The 23245-nt window shown below is 43.4% G+C and carries 23 protein-coding genes; 8 read left to right on the top strand and 15 right to left on the bottom strand.

The features are described from left to right. Positions 1–234 precede the first annotated feature (234 nt). Positions 235–537, bottom strand: a complete 303-nt coding sequence (locus tag ACVBIL_RS13060; RefSeq protein WP_447167410.1) for a transposase — start codon at positions 535–537, stop codon at positions 235–237. 704 nt (positions 538–1241) lie between these two features. Here ACVBIL_RS13060 and pseB point away from each other — a divergent pair. The 7 genes from pseB to ACVBIL_RS13025 all read left to right on the top strand — a co-directional run bounded on the left by pseB (position 1242) and on the right by ACVBIL_RS13025 (position 7431). Continuing rightward, entirely contained in the window at positions 1242–2237 is a 996-nt protein-coding gene (gene pseB / locus ACVBIL_RS13055) for a UDP-N-acetylglucosamine 4,6-dehydratase (inverting) (RefSeq protein ID WP_447167407.1), read from the top strand. Beyond that, a complete protein-coding gene (gene pseC / locus ACVBIL_RS13050; RefSeq protein ID WP_447167406.1) occupies positions 2234–3370 on the top strand; it encodes a UDP-4-amino-4,6-dideoxy-N-acetyl-beta-L-altrosamine transaminase in 1137 nt (378 codons plus the stop codon). The genes pseB and pseC overlap by 4 nt, the downstream gene beginning before the upstream one ends. Beyond that, complete coding sequence (gene pseF / locus ACVBIL_RS13045; protein WP_447167405.1) at positions 3370–4059, top strand: pseudaminic acid cytidylyltransferase; 690 nt, start codon at positions 3370–3372, stop codon at positions 4057–4059. Before pseC ends, pseF begins: the two co-directional genes overlap by 1 nt. A gap of 26 nt (positions 4060–4085) precedes the next feature. Then, entirely contained in the window at positions 4086–5138 is a 1053-nt protein-coding gene (gene pseG / locus ACVBIL_RS13040; protein ID WP_447167404.1) for a UDP-2,4-diacetamido-2,4,6-trideoxy-beta-L-altropyranose hydrolase, read from the top strand. Beyond that, positions 5135–5683: a UDP-4-amino-4,6-dideoxy-N-acetyl-beta-L-altrosamine N-acetyltransferase gene (pseH, locus tag ACVBIL_RS13035; RefSeq protein ID WP_447167403.1), complete on the top strand. Its 549-nt coding sequence runs from the start codon at positions 5135–5137 to the stop codon at positions 5681–5683. Before pseG ends, pseH begins: the two co-directional genes overlap by 4 nt. 1 nt (position 5684) lies before the next feature. Further along, positions 5685–6737: a pseudaminic acid synthase gene (gene pseI / locus ACVBIL_RS13030; RefSeq protein WP_447167402.1), complete on the top strand. Its 1053-nt coding sequence runs from the start codon at positions 5685–5687 to the stop codon at positions 6735–6737. Between the two features lie 76 nt (positions 6738–6813). Then, positions 6814–7431, top strand: coding sequence for a pseudaminic acid biosynthesis-associated methylase (locus tag ACVBIL_RS13025; RefSeq protein ID WP_447167401.1), 618 nt, complete (start codon positions 6814–6816; stop codon positions 7429–7431). Positions 7432–7559: 128 nt separating this feature from the next. On the opposite strand, the gene ACVBIL_RS13020 is transcribed toward ACVBIL_RS13025, so the two are convergent. The 11 genes from ACVBIL_RS13020 to ACVBIL_RS12970 form a co-directional block, all read right to left on the bottom strand. Then, positions 7560–10031 (bottom strand): 6-hydroxymethylpterin diphosphokinase MptE-like protein, encoded by a 2472-nt coding sequence (locus tag ACVBIL_RS13020; protein WP_447167400.1) that lies wholly within the window; start codon positions 10029–10031, stop codon positions 7560–7562. Positions 10032–10504: 473 nt separating this feature from the next. Beyond that, positions 10505–10936, bottom strand: a complete 432-nt coding sequence (locus ACVBIL_RS13015) for a hypothetical protein (protein ID WP_447167399.1) — start codon at positions 10934–10936, stop codon at positions 10505–10507. Continuing rightward, positions 10921–11931, bottom strand: coding sequence for a flagellar motor protein MotB (locus ACVBIL_RS13010; protein WP_447167398.1), 1011 nt, complete (start codon positions 11929–11931; stop codon positions 10921–10923). Before ACVBIL_RS13010 ends, ACVBIL_RS13015 begins: the two co-directional genes overlap by 16 nt. Beyond that, entirely contained in the window at positions 11931–12788 is an 858-nt protein-coding gene (motA, locus tag ACVBIL_RS13005) for a flagellar motor stator protein MotA (RefSeq protein WP_447167397.1), read from the bottom strand. The genes ACVBIL_RS13010 and motA overlap by 1 nt, the downstream gene beginning before the upstream one ends. A gap of 14 nt (positions 12789–12802) precedes the next feature. Continuing rightward, a complete protein-coding gene (locus ACVBIL_RS13000) occupies positions 12803–13525 on the bottom strand; it encodes an RNA polymerase sigma factor FliA (RefSeq protein WP_447167396.1) in 723 nt (240 codons plus the stop codon). An 11-nt stretch (positions 13526–13536) separates the two neighbouring features. Then, positions 13537–13992 carry a flagellar basal body-associated FliL family protein gene (locus tag ACVBIL_RS12995; RefSeq protein ID WP_447167395.1) on the bottom strand — a complete coding sequence of 152 codons (456 nt, stop codon included), beginning with the start codon at positions 13990–13992 and terminating at the stop codon, positions 13537–13539. Between the two features lie 14 nt (positions 13993–14006). Then, the gene (locus ACVBIL_RS12990; RefSeq protein WP_447167394.1) at positions 14007–15191 is read right to left on the bottom strand and encodes a flagellar hook-length control protein FliK; all 1185 of its coding nucleotides are present in this window, start codon (positions 15189–15191) and stop codon (positions 14007–14009) included. Beyond that, on the bottom strand, positions 15181–15507 hold the full coding sequence (locus tag ACVBIL_RS12985; RefSeq protein WP_447167393.1) for a hypothetical protein: 327 nt from the start codon (positions 15505–15507) through the stop codon (positions 15181–15183). Before ACVBIL_RS12985 ends, ACVBIL_RS12990 begins: the two co-directional genes overlap by 11 nt. Further along, on the bottom strand, positions 15476–15856 hold the full coding sequence (gene fliS / locus ACVBIL_RS12980) for a flagellar export chaperone FliS (protein WP_220762480.1): 381 nt from the start codon (positions 15854–15856) through the stop codon (positions 15476–15478). Before fliS ends, ACVBIL_RS12985 begins: the two co-directional genes overlap by 32 nt. 13 nt (positions 15857–15869) lie before the next feature. Then, complete coding sequence (gene fliD, locus ACVBIL_RS12975; protein ID WP_447167392.1) at positions 15870–17285, bottom strand: flagellar filament capping protein FliD; 1416 nt, start codon at positions 17283–17285, stop codon at positions 15870–15872. Between the two features lie 310 nt (positions 17286–17595). Continuing rightward, positions 17596–18405, bottom strand: a complete 810-nt coding sequence (locus ACVBIL_RS12970) for a flagellin N-terminal helical domain-containing protein (RefSeq protein ID WP_447167391.1) — start codon at positions 18403–18405, stop codon at positions 17596–17598. 246 nt (positions 18406–18651) lie between these two features. Between ACVBIL_RS12970 and fliB the strand changes: the two genes are divergently transcribed. Beyond that, a complete protein-coding gene (gene fliB, locus ACVBIL_RS12965; protein ID WP_447167390.1) occupies positions 18652–19827 on the top strand; it encodes a flagellin lysine-N-methylase in 1176 nt (391 codons plus the stop codon). A gap of 56 nt (positions 19828–19883) precedes the next feature. On the opposite strand, the gene ACVBIL_RS12960 is transcribed toward fliB, so the two are convergent. The 3 genes from ACVBIL_RS12960 to flgK are packed head-to-tail and all read right to left on the bottom strand — an operon-like array spanning position 19884 to position 23238. Beyond that, positions 19884–20918 (bottom strand): hypothetical protein, encoded by a 1035-nt coding sequence (locus tag ACVBIL_RS12960; RefSeq protein ID WP_447167389.1) that lies wholly within the window; start codon positions 20916–20918, stop codon positions 19884–19886. An 18-nt stretch (positions 20919–20936) separates the two neighbouring features. Beyond that, positions 20937–21854, bottom strand: coding sequence for a flagellar hook-associated protein FlgL (gene flgL / locus ACVBIL_RS12955; RefSeq protein ID WP_447167388.1), 918 nt, complete (start codon positions 21852–21854; stop codon positions 20937–20939). A gap of 10 nt (positions 21855–21864) precedes the next feature. Further along, positions 21865–23238 (bottom strand): flagellar hook-associated protein FlgK, encoded by a 1374-nt coding sequence (gene flgK, locus ACVBIL_RS12950; protein ID WP_447167387.1) that lies wholly within the window; start codon positions 23236–23238, stop codon positions 21865–21867. Between the last annotated feature and the right edge of the window lie 7 nt (positions 23239–23245).

Below are 23245 nucleotides of genomic sequence, written 5' to 3'. Positions count from 1 at the left end.
CGGGTTCGAGTCCCGTCCGCTCCGCCAACATAAAGACGAAAGCCTCTACAGCAATGTAGAGGCTTTTTTCGTTGTGAATTTGAAGTTTGCAGGTATCGCAGCCGTCCCGTCCAGCAGTTCCCATGCATAATGGCCCTGTTCGGCTCCATGCCTCTCGTTCATGAGCACATCGCTGTGCGATATTCACCCGCCAACATTAATACCAAACGGGAAAACTGATACCAAACTGGAAAATTAACTGGTCACACTTGCCCAATCCCTAGAGCACAATTTTGTCACTAGATCTGAACTCTCAGTAAAGGTATTCCAAGCTTCACAAACACTATCGACAATGTCTTGATCATTTTTGAAAACGCTATTAACGAGGAGTCCCCTTGTGTCAGGAGTGTTGCGCATCCAGCTCCATACTTGTTCAATTAAATTAAGCTCTAGTGAATAGGGCGGTAATTTGATGATGCAGACATTGGTGAATTGATCTGCAATAGCGTCAGTATGCCAACAGGGACCATCCATGAGCACTACAGCATGTCTATCTATGTCTGTGGCTTCTAAGATCTGAGGGTCATTGCTTCTTTGCTTGCCCTATACCTCTGCTGGGACTTACGGAGCCAAAAACGTATGCATATTCGAATTGCTGCCGTACAACCCCGGCTTAGTGCCTTTTCTGGCCCAGATCTTAGTTGTCGTGTTTTGTAGACCGAATCGAGCTTCATCTTGAAACCAAATATCGATGCGCTCTAAAGAGAGGTGTTTGGGGATCTTGAGGGCCGTTTTAATTTGGAATTTTCTAAACTCGTCTTGAGCTTCAATTGTTATTAGTTCGGCAAAACACTCTGAGTAGATCACTTTTTTATACTGATTGGTATTACGTTACTGATTGGCACGACAAGTGATCGGCAAGCTATCAGAGTTGTCAGAGACACTTGTTCGAGATGTAGCATCATCAGCTCTTTATTAACTATAGGAGTTATCAGGCTTCAGTTTTATCTATTATTAGGCGGCAACTAATACTAGGACTACAAGTTCCAACCTTGCAGCCGTATTCAAAAATTTGCTGTTTTATGGCTCTTGGAACTTGTGTCTTTTTCCGCCTAAAGCGCTGGTTAAAAATCAAATTCTTCATGAAAAATGGGCATAAGGGGCATACCTTTCAATACTGGTATGTATTTTGCTGTTCAGCAGTATATTTACCGGTAAATTTATTTTAACTGGTGCTCAATATTTAAGAGGCGACCTAGGGTATGCTCAATAATAAATCGATTCTAATTACTGGTGGAACCGGGTCATTCGGACAAAAGTACGTAAAAACCATTTTAGAAAATTATTCACCTAGTCGGTTGATTATTCTATCTAGGGATGAGCTAAAGCAGTATGAAATGCAGCAAACCTTTAATGCGCCCTGTATGCGCTATTTTATCGGCGATGTGCGAGACGGTGACCGTTTGATGCAAGCCTTTCAGGATGTGGACTACGTGATTCATGCTGCAGCCCTTAAACAAGTTCCTGCGGCTGAATACAACCCTATGGAGTGTATCAAGACCAATATTAATGGTGCCGAAAATGTTATAAAGGCGGCGATTGCTAATAATGTAAAACAAGTCATAGCATTATCCACCGACAAAGCGGCAAACCCTATTAATCTGTATGGCGCCACCAAATTAGCCTCGGACAAGCTGTTTGTTGCGGCCAATAATATGGTCGGTAAAGCAGATACTCGTTTTGCGGTTGTGCGTTATGGAAACGTCGTAGGTAGTCGTGGAAGTGTGGTACCTTTTTTTCAGTCTCTTATTGCTAAAGGGGAAGCAACACTTCCGATCACCCATCCAGATATGACCCGTTTTTGGATCACCTTGCAAGATGGTGTCGACTTTGTGTTGAAAAATTTTGCTCGGATGCAGGGTGGGGAAATATTTATTCCTAAAATTGCATCAATTAAAATTACTGATCTCGCTAAGGCATATGGACCAAGGCTTGAACAGCATGTCGTTGGGATCCGCCCTGGTGAAAAGTTGCATGAAATCATGTGTCCGGCAGATGACTCTCACAATACACTAGAATTTGATGATCATTTTGTCATTATGCCGAGTATTAAGTTTTTTGGTCGAGAGACCGATTTTAAGACTAATGCCCTCGGAGAAAAAGGTATTCCGGTTGAATATGGCTTTGAATATAACTCAGGCACGAATCCTGAATTCCTTTCTATTGAGCAAATCTTGAACTTGGAGAGCAGGGCGTGATCCCGTACGGCAAACAGGATATCAGTCAGGCAGATATCGATGCCGTCGTTGACGTGCTTAAATCTGATTTTCTCACGCAAGGGCCACAAGTTCCTGCCTTTGAACAGGCGGTGTGCGACTACTCTGGTGCGGCTTTTGGCGTTGCGGTAAATAGTGCAACTTCAGCATTACACATTGCTTGTTTGGCACTTGGTGTTGGCTCTGTCGATATAGTCTGGACATCACCAATTACCTTTGTTGCATCTGCTAATTGTGCGCTTTACTGTGGTGCGGGCATAGATTTTGTCGATGTAGATCGCAACACCGGTAATATGTGCCCCAATGCACTTGAGAAGAAACTGAAACAGGCAAAATCTCAAAACTGTCTACCTAAAGTGTTGATCCCTGTACATATGGCTGGGCACAGTTGCGATATGCAAGCTATTTGGCAATTGGCACAATCTTATGGCGTCCGTGTTATTGAAGATGCTTCACACGGCATTGGTGGTAGCTATCAACATTGCAAAATTGGTGCGTGCCAATACAGTGATATTACGATATTTAGCTTCCACCCGGTAAAAATCATAACCACAGCAGAAGGTGGGATTGCTACCACTAATGATGCCGCTTTAGCCGAGTCTATGCAGCTTTTGCGTAGCCATGGGATAACCAAAACCCCTCAAATAATGCTAAGACCCGATGAGGGGGATTGGTATTACGAGCAGCATGCTCTTGGGTTTAATTATCGTATGACCGAGTTGCAAGCTGCGCTGGGTAATAGCCAAATTTGCCGCTTGGATAACTTTGTTGGGCAAAGAAACAAGCTAGTTACTACCTATCTCGAAGAGCTTAATGTCACTTGTGTTGTGCCACTCGATAATAGCGATAGTGCCTATCATTTGATGATCGTGTTATTGCCAGAAAATATTGACCGAAAAGTTATTTTTGACGCGATGCGAGCAGCAGGAATTTTTGTCCACGTACATTATTTCCCTGTGCACCTACAACCTTATTACCAAAATTTGGGTTTTGCAGAGCAAGACTTTCCAGAAGCTGAATATTTTTATCGCCATTGTTTAACCTTGCCGCTATTTCCTGACTTAACTGAGCAAGATCAGCGGTATATTTTAGATACCTTGAAAGGGCTGCTGTAATGAACGTGGCGATAATTCCTGCAAGGGGCGGCAGTAAACGTATTCCGCGAAAAAACATCAAAAATTTTCACGGCAAACCGATTATTGCCTACTCTATTGAGGTGGCTTTAAAATCAGGCTGTTTTGATAAAGTGATTGTTTCGACTGACGATCAAGAAATAGCTGATGTAGCAGTAAAATATGGCGCAGAAGTCCCCTTCATGCGCCCTGCTGATATTGCCGATGATTATGCCACCACAATGGATGTAATGCAGCATGCGATTATATGGTGTGAGGAACAAGGGTGGATGATAAATAATGTGTGTTGTATTTATGCTACCGCCCCTTTTATTCAATCTAAATATTTAAAAAAGGGATGGGAACTTTTACAACAAAAAGGAGTTGAGTTTGCATTTAGCGCGACAACATTTGCATTTCCTATCCAGCGAGCGATTAAATTGTCTGGCGACGGTGCTGTTTCTATGTTTTACCCTGAATATGAACAAGCTCGCTCTCAAGATTTAGAAGAGGCCTACCATGATGCTGGTCAATTTTACTGGGGCAGTAAAAGTGGTTTTCTGAACATGAAATCAATGTTTTCTCCATATTCACAAGCCATTTTGTTGCCAAGATCTTGCGTTCAAGACATTGATAATAATGATGACTGGAAGTTCGCAGAGGCATTGTTTTCCTTGAGTAAATTTTCTTAGTAAATAATAGGTAAGTAAGTTAAACAATGAAAATCGTATTTCGTACAGATGCATCGATCTGGATAGGGAGTGGTCATGTCATGCGTTGCCTTGTATTGGCTGAAGCCCTCCGTTCTGTTGGGTGTGAAATCTATTTTGCTTGTTTACCGCAGTCAGGAAATTTAATTGAGTATATTGAAAAAAATAGTTTCTCGGTGATTAAGCTTGGCCCAGTTACTCAAATTAAGTCACCGAGATTTGATGGTGATTATGAGTCTTGGTTGCAGCGTAGTGAACATGATGATGCTTGTGACTTCATCCAAAAAATATTAACGGCAGACTGGGTTGTAACAGATCACTATGGAATTGGGCTGGAATGGGAAATGTTAATCAAAAAAGCATTATCTTGCAAAATCCTCAGTATTGATGACCTTGATCGTGCTCATTGTTGCGATGTAATTCTTGATCAAAACCTATGGCCTAACATGAATCTTCGTTATGTAAAGACTTCAGCTAGAGCTCTTCTTGGTCCATGTTACGCACTTTTAAGGGCACCCTTTAGAGCATTGAAGTCCTCTCCTCCCTCCAAAATAAATCAGCTATTAGCTTTCTTTGGAGGGAGCGATCCTACAAAAGAGTGTCAGAAGTTGCTAGAAGCAGCATCATGCTTTTCGGGGATGCCTTTTAAATTAAAGGTCGTGACAGGGTGGTTAAACTTAGATTTTGAATCTTTAGTAAAATATGAGCGTTCTGGATACATCGAAGTTGTCAGGTTTATAGATGATTTTGAGCTAGAGCTAGCAATGAGTAAGTATGTAATAGGTGCCTCTGGAGTTAGTAATTGGGAGCGTTTTTGTTTGAACATACCTGCAACGATAGTGTCTGTTGCAGATAATCAGCGTGAATTGTCTCAATATTTGGTAGCTAGAGACTACGTCACTTTTCTTGGAAGCGGTACGGAAACCACATCCGTATCTTATCGAGATGAGTTGTGTCGCCTTAAGAAGATTTGGAATTCCATTAAACCTTTTACAAGCTTGGACGTTGATGGGAACGGAGTGCATAGGGTCTTGAAGGTTATGGAGTCTTTTTCAAAATGAATTCAAAGAAAATGGAGTTTACTCCAATCAAAGACAGTGATTTGGAAATGGTTCTTGTGTGGCGTAATGCCCCAGAAGTACGCTCTAAAATGTACACAAGTCATGAGATTTCTTTAGGTGAACACAAAGCATGGTTCGAAAGACTCAAAGAAGACAAAAGTAAAGTTTACTTTCTTGTAAGGCTAAACGGTTTTCCTGTCGGAGTTGTTGGTTTTTCAGAAGTTAATCTAGTTCTAAGCTCTGCTACTTGGGCTTTTTATACGTCACCTGAAGCACCTAGAGGAGCAGGATCATTAATGGAGTATCATGCATTGGAATATGCTTTTTCAGTGCTGAATTTGCATAAGCTTCGTTGTGAGGTACTAGGTTTTAATCAAGTTGTTGTCAAATTACATAAAAAATTTGGTTTCGTGTTGGAAGGCACGCATCGAGATGCATTTCATGATGGCAAGAGCTATCAGGATGTTGTTCATCTGGGGCTCTTTTCCCATGAATGGTTAGAAGTAAAAGACACCCTAAAAGCGAAACTAAAGTTGATTGGATGAGATGAATAAAAATATTTGTATTAAAGGCCGAAGAATTGGCTTTGATCACCCGCCTTATATTATTGCTGAGTTATCAGCTAACCATAATGGCAATATTCAAACGGCTTTCGACATTATTGCTGCGGCTAAAAAGGCAGGGGCAGATGCCGTGAAAATGCAAACCTATCGACCTGATACCATTACCATAGATTGTGATCATGCCGACTTTCAAATTGAAGGGGGCCTGTGGCACGGACAAAGTCTATATCAGCTTTATGAGTGGGCGCATACGCCGTGGGATTGGCATAAACCTTTATTCGATTATGCGCGTCAATTAGACATTACCTTATTTAGCTCTCCATTCGATTCAACCGCGGTTGATCTGTTGGAAGATCTTAACGCGCCAGCCTACAAGATAGCCTCGTTTGAAGCCATTGACCTACCGTTAATTAAATACGCAGCGGCAACGGGCAAGCCACTGATTATATCTACTGGCATGGCCAATGCAGAGGAGATTGCAGAGGCCATTGATGCAGCACGTAGTGCAGGCTGTAAAGAGTTAGCTATATTGCATTGTGTTAGTGCGTATCCGGCGGCGGCAGAAGATTACAATCTGGCAACATTAGTTGATATGAAAAATAGATTTAAGCTGGTAACAGGGCTATCTGATCATACCTTAAGCAATATCACTGCGATTGCAGCGACAAGCTTAGGCGCGAGTATTATTGAAAAACACGTCACACTAGACAGAAGTGGCGGCGGTCCTGATGATAGCTTTTCGCTAGAGCCTAATGAACTTGAACAACTTTGCCGCGATAGCAAGTTAGCTTGGTCGGCGCTAGGGAAGGTGAATTACACCCGCAGCGCTGCTGAACAAGCTAATTTAAAGTTTAGGCGATCGCTGTATGTAGTGGAGCCTGTGAAAGCTGGCGAGCGAGTGACAAACGACAATGTAAGGAGCATACGTCCAGGATTTGGCTTAGCACCTAAGCATTTAGAGGCTGTCATAGGAACTTGCTTTGGCCAAGATTTAACTGCTGGGACAGCATTGAAAATGGATCATCTCCTAAGCTAGTTGATTTGGATTGATAACCGTTAGCGGCTCGCGAACTGCTTTGCGAGTTGATGATAAAAAAATAGGTAAACTGAGCATGGCATATAAGACAGAGCAAGAAAGCTTTTGGGCGGGCGAATTTGGAAATGAATATATTAAACGTAATCAAGGCGCTGAGCTGTTAGCGAGTAACTTAGCACTATTTACCCGTATTTTTAGCCGCACCGAAAGGGTCGGATCGCTAATAGAATTTGGTGCCAATATCGGCATGAATATTCAAGCGTTTAAACAACTGCTACCGAATAGTGAACTGTCTGCGATTGAGATTAATGCGACTGCCGTTGAGCAGCTAAAACAGATCCCAGACTTAACGGTAATACATGATTCATTATTAGCATTTTCGCCCCAGCGCCAATATGAAATGACATTCATTAAGGGTGTGCTCATTCACATTAATCCAGAGGCTTTAGCTGAGGTTTATAGCGCTTTATATAATGCCAGTTCTCGCTATATCTGTATTGTTGAGTATTACAACCCAACACCAGTTGAGGTTCCGTATCGTGGTCATAGCGGTAAGCTGTTTAAAAGAGATTTTGCCGGAGAGATGCTCGATAAGTATCCAGATCTTAAGCTCATCGATTATGGCTTTAGCTACCATAGAGACAAGCTATTTCCACAAGATGATCTGACTTGGTTTTTATTAGAGAAATTATAGTCAGTTAAAGTACATATTTCGGGTTTATTCAGGGTTATCATGATGGCCTATTCGTACATAGGCCATCGAGTTAAAGCTTGAGATTAATCGTTGTAAAGTTCAACTTGTTGCTGAAAAAACTTAGGCAATTACACTGCGATTTGCTTAAGATAGTTGCGCGCACTTAGATTATCGATATCAACAGTTAGCACTTGTTTAAAGCAGGTTATAGCGCCATCGGTTTGGCCTATCTTCAGTAAAAACACCCCAAGGTTTAAACGTACTTTGATATCATTTGGATTAATTTCCAAGTAGTCTAAATAGGTATTAATAGCTTGTATATTATCGCCTTGAATTGTTAAAGCATGAGCGTATAGAGGCAAATACTCATGGCTAAAAGTAACCAATTTAGCTAGTGAAGCTACTGTTATTTCAATTTGCTGAAGCTCTGATGCTAGTGCGACCATCTGTTTAAGAATAATCTCAGTCTGATTGCTGTCATCAATTTGTTGTAAGGTTGATAGCGCAGCCTTATTGTTACCATCAAGCATGCATGAATAGCATTGAGCTAGATAGTATAAGCGTTGCGCCAGGTCGTTGTCCTCAATCATTGACTCAATACTATTGATTAACTGAACCAGTCCAGTTTGATTTTTGCTTTTGTATAAATCATTGATTTTAGCTAGTGTGTTATGCAACGAGGTATTGGTTTTTTTCATGGCAAAGTATGGGTGAGTCTTTGCTGTTAACTGTGTATGGTACTCAGTTACAGCGTCAATAAAGTGCTTGTTTTCACTGTCACAGCCGAATCCAAGCTGTTCTCTTAAATGTTGGAATATATGTACTCTACCTGGCTGATTGTGTCGTTTCCATTGGCCACTGAGTTCTTCCATATCGACATGTTCAGCCAACTCTAACTGCCGAGTTTTTGTTATATAAATGGCGTCTTGTACATAGTTATTAAGCTCTTCAGCTAAGCTTTTATAAGCCTCATAGTATAGTTGAGTCATATTTTGCATGTCCTCAACTGTCCAGTGCTGACTTGCTTTTGTGGTTAAGAACTTGGAAAACTCGCCGTAACCATAACTTTTTATCACGTAAGATATATCGCCAAATTTAGCTTCTATTTTTGCTTCAATAGCTTCAATTTTACGAGTGATATTACGATATTTGTTAGATTGAATATTAACGCGTTTTGCTTGTAAGTTGAGCTCGATAGCCTGCTGAGATAGCTTTTTTATTCCTTTAAATGCGTCTACCGAACTGAGTAGCTTGGCTTCGACATCTTTAAGGTGCTCGATTTTATCTGCAGCTGTATTAGGTAACATCTCTAATACTTGCTTTGGAGAGACGCCTGCTGGCTTTAAGATTAACCCTTCGACGGATTGATAGTTAATCCCCTCAAGTTTGGCTGCATTAATTGATAGATTGATGATGTTCACTTGAGGATGTTGCAGGGCTTCGGCTTGTAAAGTTTGTGCCGCTGACACTAGCTGTACAGGGGTTTCTGCAAGGTTGCCTGCGTAGGTTTCCACCCACTCCTCTATTCTGCTGTTGTTTATTCCTGCCTCGGCTTCAACTGACCCTTTGGCATGGGTGACTCCGGTACTTGAATAACAGAAGTCTGCACCAGTAAGTAAAATAGTAGAAAAGCCCAGCTCTATGGCGATGTGTACTGCGCTATTGGTTACTGTTGGCCCTACTGATGCAATATTGCTGGAGTCATCTTTACACCAAGGCAGTTTTGGCCCTGTATATAGTGCTCTTCCTTGCCATTGTGACAGGATGCGATGGTTCAAGTGGTACGAATTAATCAATAGGCTTTCTTGTGCTAAAGCCATAGTATCGATATTGACTTCAAAGTTTAGGTCTTGGTAGTCAATAGACACGATAATGTGGGCTGGAATACCCGCCTTTGAAAGTTTGGCTGCTACTCTCGATACCGTGATAATGAACAATTGCTCATAGTGCTGGGCAATCCAATCGATATGATCATCAAGTGATGGCCCGCCGCCAATAACAATACAGGTCTTCCCTTGAAACTTATTGCGTAATAATGACGCTGGATAGTGGTTGTCGGGGATGTTTTTTAATTGCTGAATTAAAAAAACTTTATTTGAAAATACAGAAGATATTTTAAATTTGTATGCTGTGAGTTGTTTTTGCACACCAAAAATTAACGTGCTGTACTGTTCAATAATACCAGAGGTTGAGGCGATTGAGTTATGTGTAAGATATTGATTTTTTATTAGGTACAGTTCATATTCATCGCTTGATAATTGAGCTGTGAATTCATCAAATGCTAGTATCTTAATTTGTTTATTTAAGTTTGTGCCGATATCAGTGTTTATTATGCTTAACACAGTATCTAGTTCGACAAAAATGTATTTACTTCCGCTAGGGATTCCTTGGCTGATTATATAGTTTATGAGTAAGCCTGAATCAGAGCCGATAATAATGTGTAGATATTCTTCCTTGAGGATATCCTCTCCAAATGTTTGCTTGAAAAGTGTTTTTGAGTCTATTTTTGCAAAAGAGTTTCTGTTTACGCTGGGCAGATAGTGCTCACCAAAATCGTTTTCACGGAATTGATTATCAAGGTTTGACTCAGAGGTATTCATTGTCTTTTTGCCTTTATTGAAAATGTATGTTTGAAAAGTTTATTGACGCTGAAATGCATCGGAAATATATGTGTTTCACTCTGGAGTAAAAGCATTGCGTAGTTCTTCTGTTGGTCAGGTCTCAGTAAGTTTCAATTTCTAAAACAAAAAGAAGTAACCCACAAGGCAAAAAGACAGTAATGCACCTGCTATCACGGGATAGATGAGGTAGCCATCTTCAGCTCGACGGGCGCGCTTAAAACATAAGTTCATGAGTATAAGATTGAATACTATGACCATGAAGGAGGCGACAACCCCATAGCGAAAAGGAAGATATTTTATTTCAGCGCATAGGTAAATCAGCATAAGCCAATCGAGAATGATCAGATATAGGAATATCTTTTGTAAACCATCGACTCCTTTTCTAATATATGAATTAGTCACCGTTGTTTCCTCAATTTCAGAAGGCTTAAGTAATCGAAATTATTGTATTGTTAAGATTGGCTTAATTTGTTTATTTTATTCAAAATGTAGATAATATCTTCTTCGCTTTCAATATCCCACTTAGCCCCAATAAAACTTAGTTTTCCATTCACTCTCTTGATTCGCATAACGGTAATGGGGACTAATTTATCGTTAATAGATAGGCATATCTTTTGGTCTACTTTCAGGTTGCATCGAGTAATTAACCCAATTCCCCCCAGCCCAATATCTTTAATATTGGCGATGCCTATTTGCTTTTCTATCCAGCCATGTTTATCGAATAGAGGCACGGTTATGCCGTCACATGCAAACATAAGGTCTGCATGTGCATTTCGCCGTAGGCTTAATCTGTAGTGTTGCCTACTCTCTATTTTTGGCGTGACTTCTATTGCCGCCTTTTCAGCAGGAATAAATTCATCATGCTGAACTATTGATTTGTCCACGACTCTGGGTATCTCGATCTAGGTTGATTAGCTTCAGCTAGTTTTCTAGCATTCGTAAGTGCTTTGCTCGGTTCCGGTTTTTCTACAGGTAGCCCTGTCATTTGTCTAAGCTGCATCTCTGTATCAGTTGTCATAATAATCATCTCGATACGTCGATTAGCCGCAGCTGCTGGATCATTACGAATATAAGGAGCCTGATCTGCCATTCCCGTTACTTGAATGACCTGATTATCTTGAACTCCGGCATATTCGAGTACTCGTCTGGCGAGCAATGCTCGTTTACTGGATAACTCCCAATTGGTAAAGGTTTTACCGACAAAAGGGGTGGAGTCGGTATGGCCTGAAATGCTCATTTTGTTTTCTACTTTACTGAGAACAGGTCCTAATGCCATTAGTAGGTCTTCAAAATAGGGTTTCATCTCTGAACTGCCGCGGGTAAACATAAACTTGTTAATATTGTCGTGCATCAATATACGCACACCTTGAGGCACGACCTGCAGTTTAACGTTTGCGCTCATGCTGACATTTTCGATGACACTATTAATTTCTCTGGCCAGCATCTCTAGTTGGGCTTGAGTTTCGAACTTACCCGGGATCATGGCGTTAAGTTCGGGACCTTTTCCTGCCTTCACATTATTTTCCCCCTCTGGTATGCGATTGTGTAGCGCAGGGCCTCGGGTATCAGCGCCACTAGAGGAGGTTGGGATCACGGGCTCTTGGATGGTCATTTGCCCTTCAAAGTCGAGCATTGAAGGAGAGCTACTTAAGTCAAAAGGGTTGATAGAACCCGCTTCAAACAGGTCTCCCTGTATGTGCTTAGCTATCACGGTGCGCTCTTGCTGATCGGCAATTTGAATAATCCATAGCACCATGAAAAACGCCATCATAGCTAAGGTGAAGTCGGCAAAAGCGACTTTCCAGGCACCGCCATGTGCCTGTTGGGCTTTTTTGCGCCTTTTGCGTTTGATGATAACCGCTTCAGGTTTTAGAGCCATTAGCTTTGTTGCTCCGCTAACCAGCGCTCAAGCTCTATAAATGTAGGGCGGTTCTCAGTTTGGATCTGCTTACGGCCAGCATCAATTGCAATCATAGGCGGCTTGCCTTTGGCAAATGCTGACAACATAGCGGCTACGCAACGAAGTTGTGCTGACTTGCGTTCTACTAAGTGTTCAAGTGCTTTGGCTATAGGATCGAATAAGCAGTAACAGGCAAAAATACCGATGAAGGTACCCACTAGAGCGGCAGAGACTTTTACACCGATCATGGTTATGGGGCCGTCGATGCTCGACATGGTGATGATAATGCCCATTACCGCGGCGAGGATGCCAAATCCCGGCATGGCTTCAGCAATTTTGCCAATCGCATGCGAGGGGCGCATGCTATCTTCTTCAATACGATGGATCTCTTCTTCAAGAATATGTTCTAAATCATGAGGCGAGATCTTGCCCATCGATTGTAAGCGAAGGTTATCAATAAGAAAGTTCAGCACATTTGGATGCTCAAGAATCGCTGGATACATTAGAAATAGCGAGCTCTCTCTTGGCTTTTCAACATGATCATCGATCACCTTTAATCCCTGCATCTGAATTTGAGTCATCAGCATAGACATAAGCCCAAAAAGTTGCGGGTAGAGTTCAGGATCTTCTTTTTCTACTCTAAGTATTTCTTTGAGTTGCTCTACCATTACCATTAGGACTGGTCTTGGTGTTGCGATAATGAGTGCCCCCAAGCCAGCACCAAAAATAATCAATATTTCGGCTGGCTGCCATAGAGCGAGTAATACTCCCCCGGCCCACATATAGCCACCAAACACAGATAGAAGAATTATTACTAACCCTAAAAGTTTACTCATACAGCCTCACGTATTTACCGCTCCCACTCTTGATAGATCTGCTGAAGTTGTTTCACTGCGTGTTTGTGCAGTTGGCAAATACGTGTCTCAGTCAGTCCCAAAGTTGCAGCGATTTCTTTCAAATTGAGTTCATGCTGATAGTAAAGCGACAGGATCAGCTGTTCTCTTTTGTTTAATTTTAAAATTGCTTGGAATAATGTTTCTTTTGTAGAAAATTGCTCCAACATGTCTCTTTTATCTTCAAAATGTCCGCCGTCACTAATGAGTTCATCTAAGCTGCGCATCGATTCTGACTGGGAGGCAAATAGCCGTTCACGGTACTCTGCTTGGTTAAGCCCCATAGACTCGGCCACCTCAGAATCTGTAGGTTCTCGTTTTAGTTGTCGAGTGAGCTTGCGCACCATGTCGTTGAGTTCATGTGCTTGCTGCCTTACGGGACGTGGCCGCCAATCTTGGCGGCGTAGCTCATCTAGAATGGCTCCGCGGATACGCTGACCCGCAAAAGATAAAAAGCCATTGTCATACTCACCGGGATAGCGTCGGGCCGATTCTAACAGCGCCATCATACCTATCTGCTCCATATCTTCTATTGCGAGCACTAAACCGCAATGGCTTCTAAGTTGCGACACTGAGCGCTTAACTAAAGGAAGGTATTGCTTCATCACCTGGCTTTCTGATAATCGATTAACGGCAATTTCTTCAGCGGCTTCGTGATAGGCTGATAGTGCTGTATTCATAGCATTGCCTTTTATTGGATAATCATACGAGTAAACAGCACTTCATCTAACGCTATGTTGAAGTCATTCTGGACTAACACTGCCGATAAGAGACTTAGAGCCTCTTTTTGTAGTGGCTCAAATTGCTGCGTGTCTTTGAGTTCATCGAAATTTTTATTAGAGAACATTTTCATTAGCGAATTTTTGATAACGGGATCGGCTTGCGTTAAGGTGTACTGTGCATCTTTAGATCGAGTCTTGATTGCCAGCTCCAACAACAAGTAGTGCGAATATTCCTCACCAGGAATAGATATGACAAACTTATCGAGAGGGTAAAATTTAGCCATGACCACTTCGGGCTCTTGAGGGCTGAATGGATCGCCAATCAGTGTTGGTGATTGCCATCCAACCCAGAAAGCTGCACCAGTCCAAGTCATAAAAGCGAGAGCAAGAGCGAGTACCTTGACCTTTTTGTTTATTGACGCCATGTATTTCTCCTAAATTATGCTAACAGATCAACGTGATCTGCTTGTTGTTCTCTGCTGCTATAAGACAGTTCAGTTCCATTTGCGGTTGCCGCTGCAATTGCAAATTCTGCCATAGGTGACGCTTGCTTTTGCTGGCTTTCACCTTGACTAATATCAACATCAATCTGCCCGCCGTGATCCATTGCAAGTTCGGCTCGTAATCTATCCAGTCCCATTAATAGGGCATCACGTACCGATGAATTTGCAGCATGCATTTGAATGTGTAATCGGTCGCCATCTAAACGCACATTCAGTTCGACCTTGCCCAACTCTGGTGGATCGAGTCTGATTTCGGCCTGTTTTATCTGTTGATCGATTTGAAACTTCAGCTGCTCTCGAAGTGGAGATCGCATTTCATGAGCTTGTTGCAGCATCGGGGCTGTTTGTGAAACCGACACGGGTCCCCACTGTGCAACAGAGGCTTGAGAGCGAGAGCTCGAAGCCAAGATTTGGTTAACAGAGTCAACGATGTCTACGGATGCAGCATCGGTTATTGTTGCTGGTGTATGTAGTCCTTGAAATAAATTTTGAGCCATCATGGTGTCACTCTTTACCATTGCAGTTACCGGGGAAAAACTGGTTTGAGCGGTCACTGTATTTAGCTGCGATTGCTGTTGCCCAACGCTGTCTATAGAAAGATAGCCGGTTAGTGCTTGCCCCGTCTTTTGTGAGTCCAGAGGTTGATTAACCGGTTGCGTAATAGGCTTTATAGCGACAGGCGCCTCAGCAAGGGCTAGAGCCTGACCTACTGCCATCTGCTCTGCTGATAAGTTGGTCGTGGCTTGAGTGTGCTGCGACTGTAATTGCTGCCCATAGCTGCTTGTTGCGAACGATGTTGTCTGCGGGAGCGGATTAGTGCCACTTAGTGGGTGATTCAAAGGCGTGCCTGTTAACTGAGTTCCTGCTAAAGACGCGCCCATCGTCGGCAATGTTCCTGAGTGGCGTTGGCCGGCGACCAAGTTCTGTTGACTTGCCACTGGCGCATTAATCAAAGAGAAAGCCATAGAGAACGGCATCGCATCCGCTTGATGTTGATCATGGGGATCGGTGCAGCTACTACAGGTGTTATCTGTTATCGGATTTGATAGCTGAGAGGAGCCTGTCGCTGTAGAGCGGGTGCTCGATGGCGTACTACCCGCTAAGACTGAGTTAGTCATCATAAGCACCGCCACTGACACTGGTCAGCTGATAGGCTGCTAGGCCGTCTTGTTGTTGCTTAAATTGACTCATCTCTTGCCCTAATTGCTCTTTTGCTTGTATTAATTGCTGTAATACCTGTTGATGGGTAGCGGCTAAGGATTGGCGCGCAGCCAGCTGCGAGAGGCAGCTCGGTTTGCCCGCTTTAGTTAATACCTCAATCAATTTCGCATTCACTTTGGCTAATTTTTCCCAGTCTTGGGCATGAGCATAAAATCGCAGCGCTTTTTCAAACTGCTGCCACTGCTCAATTGAGATTAGCCCAACCTTCTCTGACATCGGTAATGACCTTAGTGATGGGTTTTAGGGCGGCTACGCTGTTTTCAACGCTGGCAATAACCAGTTGCCGACTGCAATAGTCATAGAGGCGGTTTAACGTAAATGCGACTTCGGCACCATTTTCAAGATCCAGCATGGAGTCGAGACCATGCACAATATTGAGGCACTTATTGATACTTTGACCTTTATCCTCGTAGCTCTTACGTTGCATAAAGCCTGCAGTACGCTCAATTTCTTCGAGTAAGCCGTCGAGCAGCATACGCACCATCTCATGAGGGTTCGCAGCTGCTGCTCTAGCGTTTAGCGATGTTTGCTTGTAAGCATTAAAAGGGTCGTGCTCATTCAACATTTAAAGTATGTCCTTAATAAAATAGCGCGCTTGATGATTGAAGTTGGCTAATGGTGGCTTCCATAGCGGTAAACTGGGCTAGATAGATTTGGTACCTTTGCTCCATCTGCCTATCGTGATTATCCATGCTGGTTTCGACGCGTTCGATCTGCATTTCAAGATTATCTTTTTTAAGATCCATCGAGCCTTGGAACTTAGTAAAAGGATCGATGATTTTGTCGAGTTTATCGACATAACTGCCCGTGTCGGTAAACATGGCTTGCACGGCATTAGGATCGTCTTTAAGTGCTTTAGAGAGCTTGTCGTTATCAATATCAAGTTTGCCATCGCGACCGAATTCAACACCGATATCCGATAAACGCATACCGTTAGGTGCGGTGTTAAAAATCACATCACGCATGTTTTGTTGCAGCATGCGAATACTGGAGTCGCCTTTGAGTACGCCTAGCTGATCTTCGGTGATTGAAGAATTGCTGTCGTCATCTTTATCATCTTCATCTTCGTCATCTTTATCTTCATCACTATTATCATCTTTATCGGCATTTTCTTGATTTAGCTCATCTAGCGCTTCACTGCCCATGGAGCGAGTTAATTTGTTGATTTCATCCATCAAGTCATTGAAAATATCAACGAAGTCTTCAATAGCCTGCTCGCTAGCATCGGTATCCGATTCAATTCTAATGGTGCTGCTCTCACCCGGCTTGTGGGCTTTATTCAGCTCAATAGAGACACCATCGATGACATTGACTAGGTTATTACTGCTGCTGGTGATATCCATGCCATTGAGGTTCACTTTGGCATCTTGAGCGGCCTTGCGCTGGAGCATTGTCCACTCATTGGGCTTCCCATCCACACCTAGCATACCGGTAGTCGAGAATTGAATTTCATTGGCTGCACCGGTTTCTTTAGATGTCAGCATTAGCTCGACTTGGCCACCCGTGCGCACCAGTGATGCCTGCACCCCAGGATTTCCTGAATGTGAGTTAATCATGCTGGTCAGGTCTTTAACCGTCTTACTGCCATCGGCGTTAAGCGCTGACATATCAAGGCTGATGCTATCGCTGCCTAGCTGGATAGTGATCGTGCCGCTGTTCGGCAGTAGAGTATCCTCGCTATCAAAGCTTTTCGTCACTTGATGTGCCTGTGCAAGTTGCTCGATATGCAGATCGTAGTCACCCATAGGTGCGCCACTTTCGACCGATATTGAAGCACTGTCATCGCTAACCGATGAGGTTTTACTTTCGAAAGCATCACCGTCAATCGCTTCCAGCTTGCTGCTCATGGAGTCCAGGCTGCGCTCTAAGATCTCATAGGCATCAAGCTGCGCCTCGTACTTGGTCATATTGCTTTGAAAGATCTGATCTTTGCCTGCACGCTCTGCGACGATAAGTTGTTCGGCGAATGTGGCGCCACCCATACCTGAAATCATTACACTCTTCCCATTTTGCAGCTATCGCAGCTAAGCAATATCTGTTCCAATTATAAATATGTTTGTTAGTTGTTGTTGTTTAAGCTGTTTTATTTGCTTGTGCGGTTTAGGGGATTCACTCGTTTTCCGTTATTAACCTTTGGTGGGAAGCATTGCTTCCGCTGAGTTAAAGGCTCACTTTTGATTATTGCTTTGTTAAGGCGACCTAACTTGAATGTAGCTAAAGCGAGAGGGCAGAATGTGTGAGATTAACGGCGAAAAAAAAGGGCCTTGAGGCCCTTTTTTAGAAAGTGTGTGGCTAAAGAGGGGATTAGCCCAATAGGCCCATCACCAAACCGGTATTTTGGTTCGATGAAGATAGGATGTTAGTACCAGCCTGTACTAATAACTGGTTCTTGCTCATCGCTGCGGTTTCAGAAGCGAAATCGGCATCCATGATACGGCCTGCAGCCGCTTTAGTGTTTTCAGTCACGTTAGTTAGGTTAGATGCTGTGTGACCTAGACGGTTGATGTTAGCACCTAGATCTGAACGTTGTTCACCAATCTTATCAATCATAGTGTCAATCGTAGCGATAGTTGCACCACTAGCTAGTCCTTTTGCTAAGCCTGAAGCACCTGTGATCAAGCCGCTCGTATCAATGCCTACTTTTAATACTTCAGATGTGCCTGCACCGATTTGGAACTGAGTACCGCTACTTTTTAGATTGTCGAAAAGGTTTTCGCCAGCGTAAGTGGTGTTTTTCATGATACGTGTCATTTCAGAACCTAGTTCTTTAAACTCTGCATCGATAGCTTTTTTGTCTTCATCAGAGTTAACACCGTTAGCATATTGTGTTGCTAGTTCTTTCTGGCGGTTGGCAATTACATTTAGCTCATCCAATGCACCATCGGCAGTTTGTAACATAGAGGTCGCATCTGATACGTTACGGCTCGCCGCTTCCATACCAGTAACGTTGGCATTCATACGTGTAGCAATCTGTAGACCTGCAGCATCGTCAGCCGCGCTGTTGATACGTAGACCTGTTGATAGGCGTTCCATAGCATTGCTAAGTAGGTCGTTATTTTTGTTTACAGAGTTTTGTGCGATGTTTGACGCATTGTTAGTCATTACAGATAACATGAGGACTTCCTTTAATTTTAAGTCATTGTTTGGTTTCTATAGTCTTAAAACGACGCGGTAAAGGAAAACTGAAAGGAATTGATGATTTAATTTGTCTGGCAAGAGTTAAGTGTATGAATTTATAGTGTTAAACGCCTTTGTTGTTCATTCTGAAATGGCGAGAAAAGTTTTAGTTAATAGGTGTTTGGGTCGCTTTAAATAAGCATATTTATGCTTGGCTAAAACTTGATTAAAAAGAGAGCGAGAATGAAACATTCACTCATTAGACCTAGTTTCGTCACTAACTTCAGTTGTATCGGCGGAGAGTGTGAAGATAGTTGCTGTTACGGTTGGGGGATTCATATTGATAAACAAAGCTATAAAAAAACGCTAGCTCATAGTGAGCTTAAGATTTTAGCTAAAACGGCCTTGAAGAAGGTCAAAAAGAGTGAGCAGATGTGGGCTCTTGCTGTATTGAATGAAGAGGGGGCTTGTGGTTTTTTAGATACCAATAACTTGTGCCAAATTCATGCGAAGGCGGGAGAGGAGTTATTGAGTAATACTTGCAAAACCTATCCGAGAATGTCACATATGAGGGGGGGAGACCGATATGACAGCCTATCATTATCTTGTCCTGAGGCAGCGAGAAATATTCTGCTTCGACCTGATGCATTTAGCCTGCAGCGTACAACAATTAATCATCATCGTAGCTATAAGGCGACACCACTTTGGGCTCAAAAAGCCTATGATTATTCAATTCAACTGCTGTTAAAGCCTGAACAACCGCTAGAGCTAGGTCTTACCGCTATCGGTATTTTGATGAACACTGCAGATAAAGCGGCTAAAGGGGAAGTTGAAAGTAGTGCTATTGATAGTATGTTTCAACAACTTATTATCTTAAGTGATAACGGCCAGCTTAAGCAGCATTTCGAGGGGTTTAATCAAGATTCTGATACACACCAAATACATGCATTTACCTCTATTCAATTATGGTTAAATACTAATAAAGTGAGACGAGGTCGGAGTCGATTTGAGCGAATAAACGAAGCTATTTGCTTAATGGCGGACGATGATACAAACATTAGTATGAGCAGCATTAATCAGGCTTGGAAAGATATTGCTCTACCCGCATTACGGGGGCAGCCAGAATTATTCAGTCGTTATCTACTTTACTATTTTTACCACATGAACTTCCCTCTGGTCGATAAGCTCATGCCATCGCAGGCCTTTAGGGTGATGTTGTTAGATTTCTTTATGTTACGTTGTTATTTGGCCGTGATAGCGGCTAAAAATAATGGCTTGTCTGAGCACGACATCATCATGTGTTTTCAGGTTTACCACACCAATAGGCAGCATAAGGCCAACTATAGCCAGTATGCGATTAATCTTTTGGATGAAGCTAAATTTGATGATTTAGCCTCCATACTTACCTTGTTGTCGTAATGGGGAAGGTCGTAGATTAGTTGTGAGGCCATAGTTTTGGCCTCACAAACACAAAACTACCAAGAGAGCAGGGACGATACCTGTGAGCGCGTCATATTCGCCTGTGCCATCAGTGAGGTAATTTGTAGGCTAAAGGGGCTCGGTTGCATCAGTCTGCTTAATTGACTCATTGTTGATGCCAATTCTTGTTGGGTGTCTTTTTTCGAGCTTACCTGCTGCAACTGTTGTTGAATTTTTAGCTTACTGTCACTCAGCTCTTGCAGTTGTTGTTCGACTTTATGTAGCGACTTGGCTATCTTGGCAATGGCTTGCTTGAGTTCGGCATTGCTGCCAAAACGCCATTCTCTCGGATCTTGCCAGTTTAACTCTTCGTTGACCCTAATCGTTCTTGGTTCACCTGCTGGGAGCCGTTGCCCTTGGCCAGTCATCAATATACCTGCTTGGATCTGTTGCCATTGTGACTTAGGACTACTAAAAATTAATTTGCCGTCACTACTGTGGCTAGCTTGAATATCTAGCGGTTTAAGGGATGCATTGAGATTTTTAAGCAATTGTTGTGGCTGCTTGTTGGCTAGCAAAACGACCGTAGCTGACTGGTTGCCGACTTGGAACGTTATCCGTTCATCACGCTGTTTTTGTGCGGTTAAATCAACCGACTTTAAACTAAAATGATACTTGGCGGCGGGCCTTGTTGGCGAGATAAGGTTGAGCTGGTGGTCGACTAAGGGCTTACTATCATAGCTGATAGCAAGCTGGGACAGCTTATTTTGAATTTGCTTACTGCGCGCGCTCTGCTCAAGCGCCGATTGCTCAGAGGCGCTTGCGGCGAGAGATTTTTTGACCTGGCTTTGTAGCTGCTTAAGTAGTTGTTGTACCAGCAATAAGCCTTGCTCTGCAACTTGCGCCGCACTGATTCTATGTTGGCCTTGGGTGACCCTAGCCCACTTGCTGTAGCTTTCTAATCGGTGGGTTGGAATTGCGGTCGGCTTAGCTTGAGCTTGTTCGTTTATTGGTTGCTGCGTACCAACAGCTTGCGCAACCGTTGGGCTGCGCTGCTGAACATTAAGCGTGTCGGAAATTCCGTTGAGCATAGACTTATTGGGGCCTGATTAGATATGGTTAAATAGCGTTAGCTGTGACACTTGAACAAAGGTTTGCTGAGTCACTTTTAGCGTGGTGAGTTTTAAGTTGAACTCCGCGGTGGCCTGAGCATAATCTAAACCTTCGGTTTCACCTATCACTTCTTTATTAAATAGCACCCGCTCTTCATGGCTTCCCTGCACTAGGCTGAGGGTATTTTGCTTGCCACCCATATCGGTGATCGCCGCGCCAATACTGGTAAGTGTGTCATTTAGGCTGGTTAACATATCACCTGAGACTTGTTCAAATGCAGCGTCACCGGGTGCAAGGGCTGGATCGTTAAGCGCGGTAATAAAGTCTTGAGTTTGATTGAGGATATCGGCGCTGCCATTAGAGAAGATAAAGTCAGCCGCTGTGCTGTTAGCCGTCATCCAGGAGGAGGAGGAGGTTTGTACTTCTCTGTGGCTGTTGTCACCTTGATAGACGTAGTTACCCGCCGCGTCTTTACCAATAGGAGCTGTGTCTGTTTCATTGCCAGAGAACAAGTAGTTACCGCCATCATCTTTGGCGTTGAGCACATCGGCAAAAGACTCTAGTAGTTCGTCCAATTCGGCTGCATAGGCCGTTCGATCTTCTGCAGATAAGCTACCATTACTGGCCGATACGGTGATTTCACGCATACGGTTTTGTAATTCAACCATGCTCGACATATAGGTTTCGGCACGGCCAAAGCTGGCACTTAACGACTCGGTATTTTTAAGGTACTGCTCGGTCGCTGCCATATCTCGCTCGTTGCCCATCACTTTTACCGCACCGATAGGGTCGTCAGATGGTCGTAGTATTGAGCTAGCAGTGCCCATCATCTCATTGAGCTTAGCGATATCGGTGGTAGATTTTTGTAGGCTTTGCAAGCTGTTGCTGTAGAGATTATGCATACTTACGCGCATAAGAAAGTCCTTAAATACTGTTTAATATGGTTTGAAAGAGCTGATCGGCGGTGGAGATCACTTTGGCATTAGCCTGGTAAGATTGCTGATAGATGATGAGGTTTACGCCTTCTTCATCCATGTTTACCCCGCTGGTGCTGGCCCATTGTGATTGCGCCTCCATTTGCATCTTTTCTGCCGTCTCTTTGGCCATTTTAGCTTGGCGTGAGGCCGAGCCTAGTTCACCAATTTTACTGGAAAAGGCATCGCCCATGGTGGCATCAACCCCCATTGAGTCAAAGGTAAAGCTCTTATTGGCTAGCTCAACCAGTGATTTTAGGTTGCTGTTGTCACCCGGTGTACCGTCTTTACCAAAGGCCAGCATGTCAGCGTTAAATCCTGCTGTCATCTTTAGGCTACCAGCAGGATTTGTTGGGTCATAGGTAAATAGGTCCAGCGTTGGAGCATCACCGTTTAAGTCCGTGCCTGCCGCTAATATGGTGTTAAATTCATCAGCCATGGTCTTGGCTAGTTCGTTATTAAAGGCCATAGAGTCGACAAGACTATTATCGCGGTAATCGATGAGTGAGCCTAAGCTACCGCCTGCGGTTTCATCTAACGGAAAGCTAGATTGACCGAACTGAATGCTTAATTGGCTAAACAGAGGGTTTGCGGGATCAGGGGTTACTTGTATTTTAGCGGCCGTGGTGCCTGAAAGTAGTGGCTGTCCCTGCGCTAAAGAGATACTCACCATATTATTGGCGTCATGAGCGATATTCACGTCGACAATCTTTGATAAATCGTCAATGGCCGCATCGCGGGCATCTAACAGGGCGAGTGGTACATTACCGCTGGCATTAGAGGACTGGATCTGTGCATTAAAGTTAGCAATGCTGTCTAGCTGTGAATTAATCTCTTTTGCCGAAGTGCCGATCTGGCCTTCGACTTGATTAACTTGGGAGCTAAGTCCCTCACTGATAGAGTTAAACCTTTGGGTTAATGATTTTGCTTCATTGAGCACGCCTTGGCGGTGAGCAATCTCGTTGGGTTGCTCCATTGCCGAGTTCAATGAGGCAAAAAGAAGATCCAGACCCGCAGAGATACTATTACCTTCAGAGCCAAAAATCTGTTCAGCTTGACCTAAGTAACTCGATTGCGTTTGAGCAAAACTTAGGCTGCTGGTGGTATTCCATAGTTGCGCAACCTCGTATTGATCCGATATGCGGCGCATACCGTCGACCGTCACTCCCGAGCCACCGCCATAGACGCCATTGCCTACAGAGCTTAGCATTACTTGCTGACGGGAGTATCCCGCCACCATGGCATTGTTGATGTTATTGGACGTGGCGGTTAGGGCTGCCATGCTGGCATTAAGCCCTGACATACCAATGTTGAGCATGCTCATCTTGAAT

The organism is Shewanella sp. 125m-7, from assembly GCF_052977045.1.
Note: the sequence above shows the minus strand (reverse complement) of the source record. Positions and strands in the feature narration are given on the sequence as shown.

Bases quoted from the DNA above. Each gene is read 5' to 3' on its own strand.
- pseB (WP_447167407.1), top strand. From the start codon at position 1,242: ATGCTCAATAATAAATCGATTCTAATTACTGGTGGAACCGGGTCATTC.
- pseF (WP_447167405.1), top strand. From the start codon at position 3,370: ATGAACGTGGCGATAATTCCTGCAAGGGGCGGCAGTAAACGTATTCCG.
- pseG (WP_447167404.1), top strand. From the start codon at position 4,086: ATGAAAATCGTATTTCGTACAGATGCATCGATCTGGATAGGGAGTGGT.
- pseH (WP_447167403.1), top strand. From the start codon at position 5,135: ATGAATTCAAAGAAAATGGAGTTTACTCCAATCAAAGACAGTGATTTG.
- pseI (WP_447167402.1), top strand. From the start codon at position 5,685: ATGAATAAAAATATTTGTATTAAAGGCCGAAGAATTGGCTTTGATCAC.
- ACVBIL_RS13025 (WP_447167401.1), top strand. From the start codon at position 6,814: ATGGCATATAAGACAGAGCAAGAAAGCTTTTGGGCGGGCGAATTTGGA.
- ACVBIL_RS13020 (WP_447167400.1), bottom strand. From the start codon at position 10,031: ATGAATACCTCTGAGTCAAACCTTGATAATCAATTCCGTGAAAACGAT.
- ACVBIL_RS13010 (WP_447167398.1), bottom strand. From the start codon at position 11,931: ATGGCTCTAAAACCTGAAGCGGTTATCATCAAACGCAAAAGGCGCAAA.
- motA (WP_447167397.1), bottom strand. From the start codon at position 12,788: ATGAGTAAACTTTTAGGGTTAGTAATAATTCTTCTATCTGTGTTTGGT.
- ACVBIL_RS13000 (WP_447167396.1), bottom strand. From the start codon at position 13,525: ATGAATACAGCACTATCAGCCTATCACGAAGCCGCTGAAGAAATTGCC.
- ACVBIL_RS12995 (WP_447167395.1), bottom strand. From the start codon at position 13,992: ATGGCGTCAATAAACAAAAAGGTCAAGGTACTCGCTCTTGCTCTCGCT.
- ACVBIL_RS12990 (WP_447167394.1), bottom strand. From the start codon at position 15,191: ATGATGACTAACTCAGTCTTAGCGGGTAGTACGCCATCGAGCACCCGC.
- ACVBIL_RS12985 (WP_447167393.1), bottom strand. From the start codon at position 15,507: ATGTCAGAGAAGGTTGGGCTAATCTCAATTGAGCAGTGGCAGCAGTTT.
- fliS (WP_220762480.1), bottom strand. From the start codon at position 15,856: ATGTTGAATGAGCACGACCCTTTTAATGCTTACAAGCAAACATCGCTA.
- fliD (WP_447167392.1), bottom strand. From the start codon at position 17,285: ATGATTTCAGGTATGGGTGGCGCCACATTCGCCGAACAACTTATCGTC.
- ACVBIL_RS12970 (WP_447167391.1), bottom strand. From the start codon at position 18,405: ATGTTATCTGTAATGACTAACAATGCGTCAAACATCGCACAAAACTCT.
- fliB (WP_447167390.1), top strand. From the start codon at position 18,652: ATGAAACATTCACTCATTAGACCTAGTTTCGTCACTAACTTCAGTTGT.
- ACVBIL_RS12960 (WP_447167389.1), bottom strand. From the start codon at position 20,918: ATGCTCAACGGAATTTCCGACACGCTTAATGTTCAGCAGCGCAGCCCA.
- flgL (WP_447167388.1), bottom strand. From the start codon at position 21,854: ATGCGCGTAAGTATGCATAATCTCTACAGCAACAGCTTGCAAAGCCTA.
- flgK (WP_447167387.1), bottom strand. From the start codon at position 23,238: ATGAGCATGCTCAACATTGGTATGTCAGGGCTTAATGCCAGCATGGCA.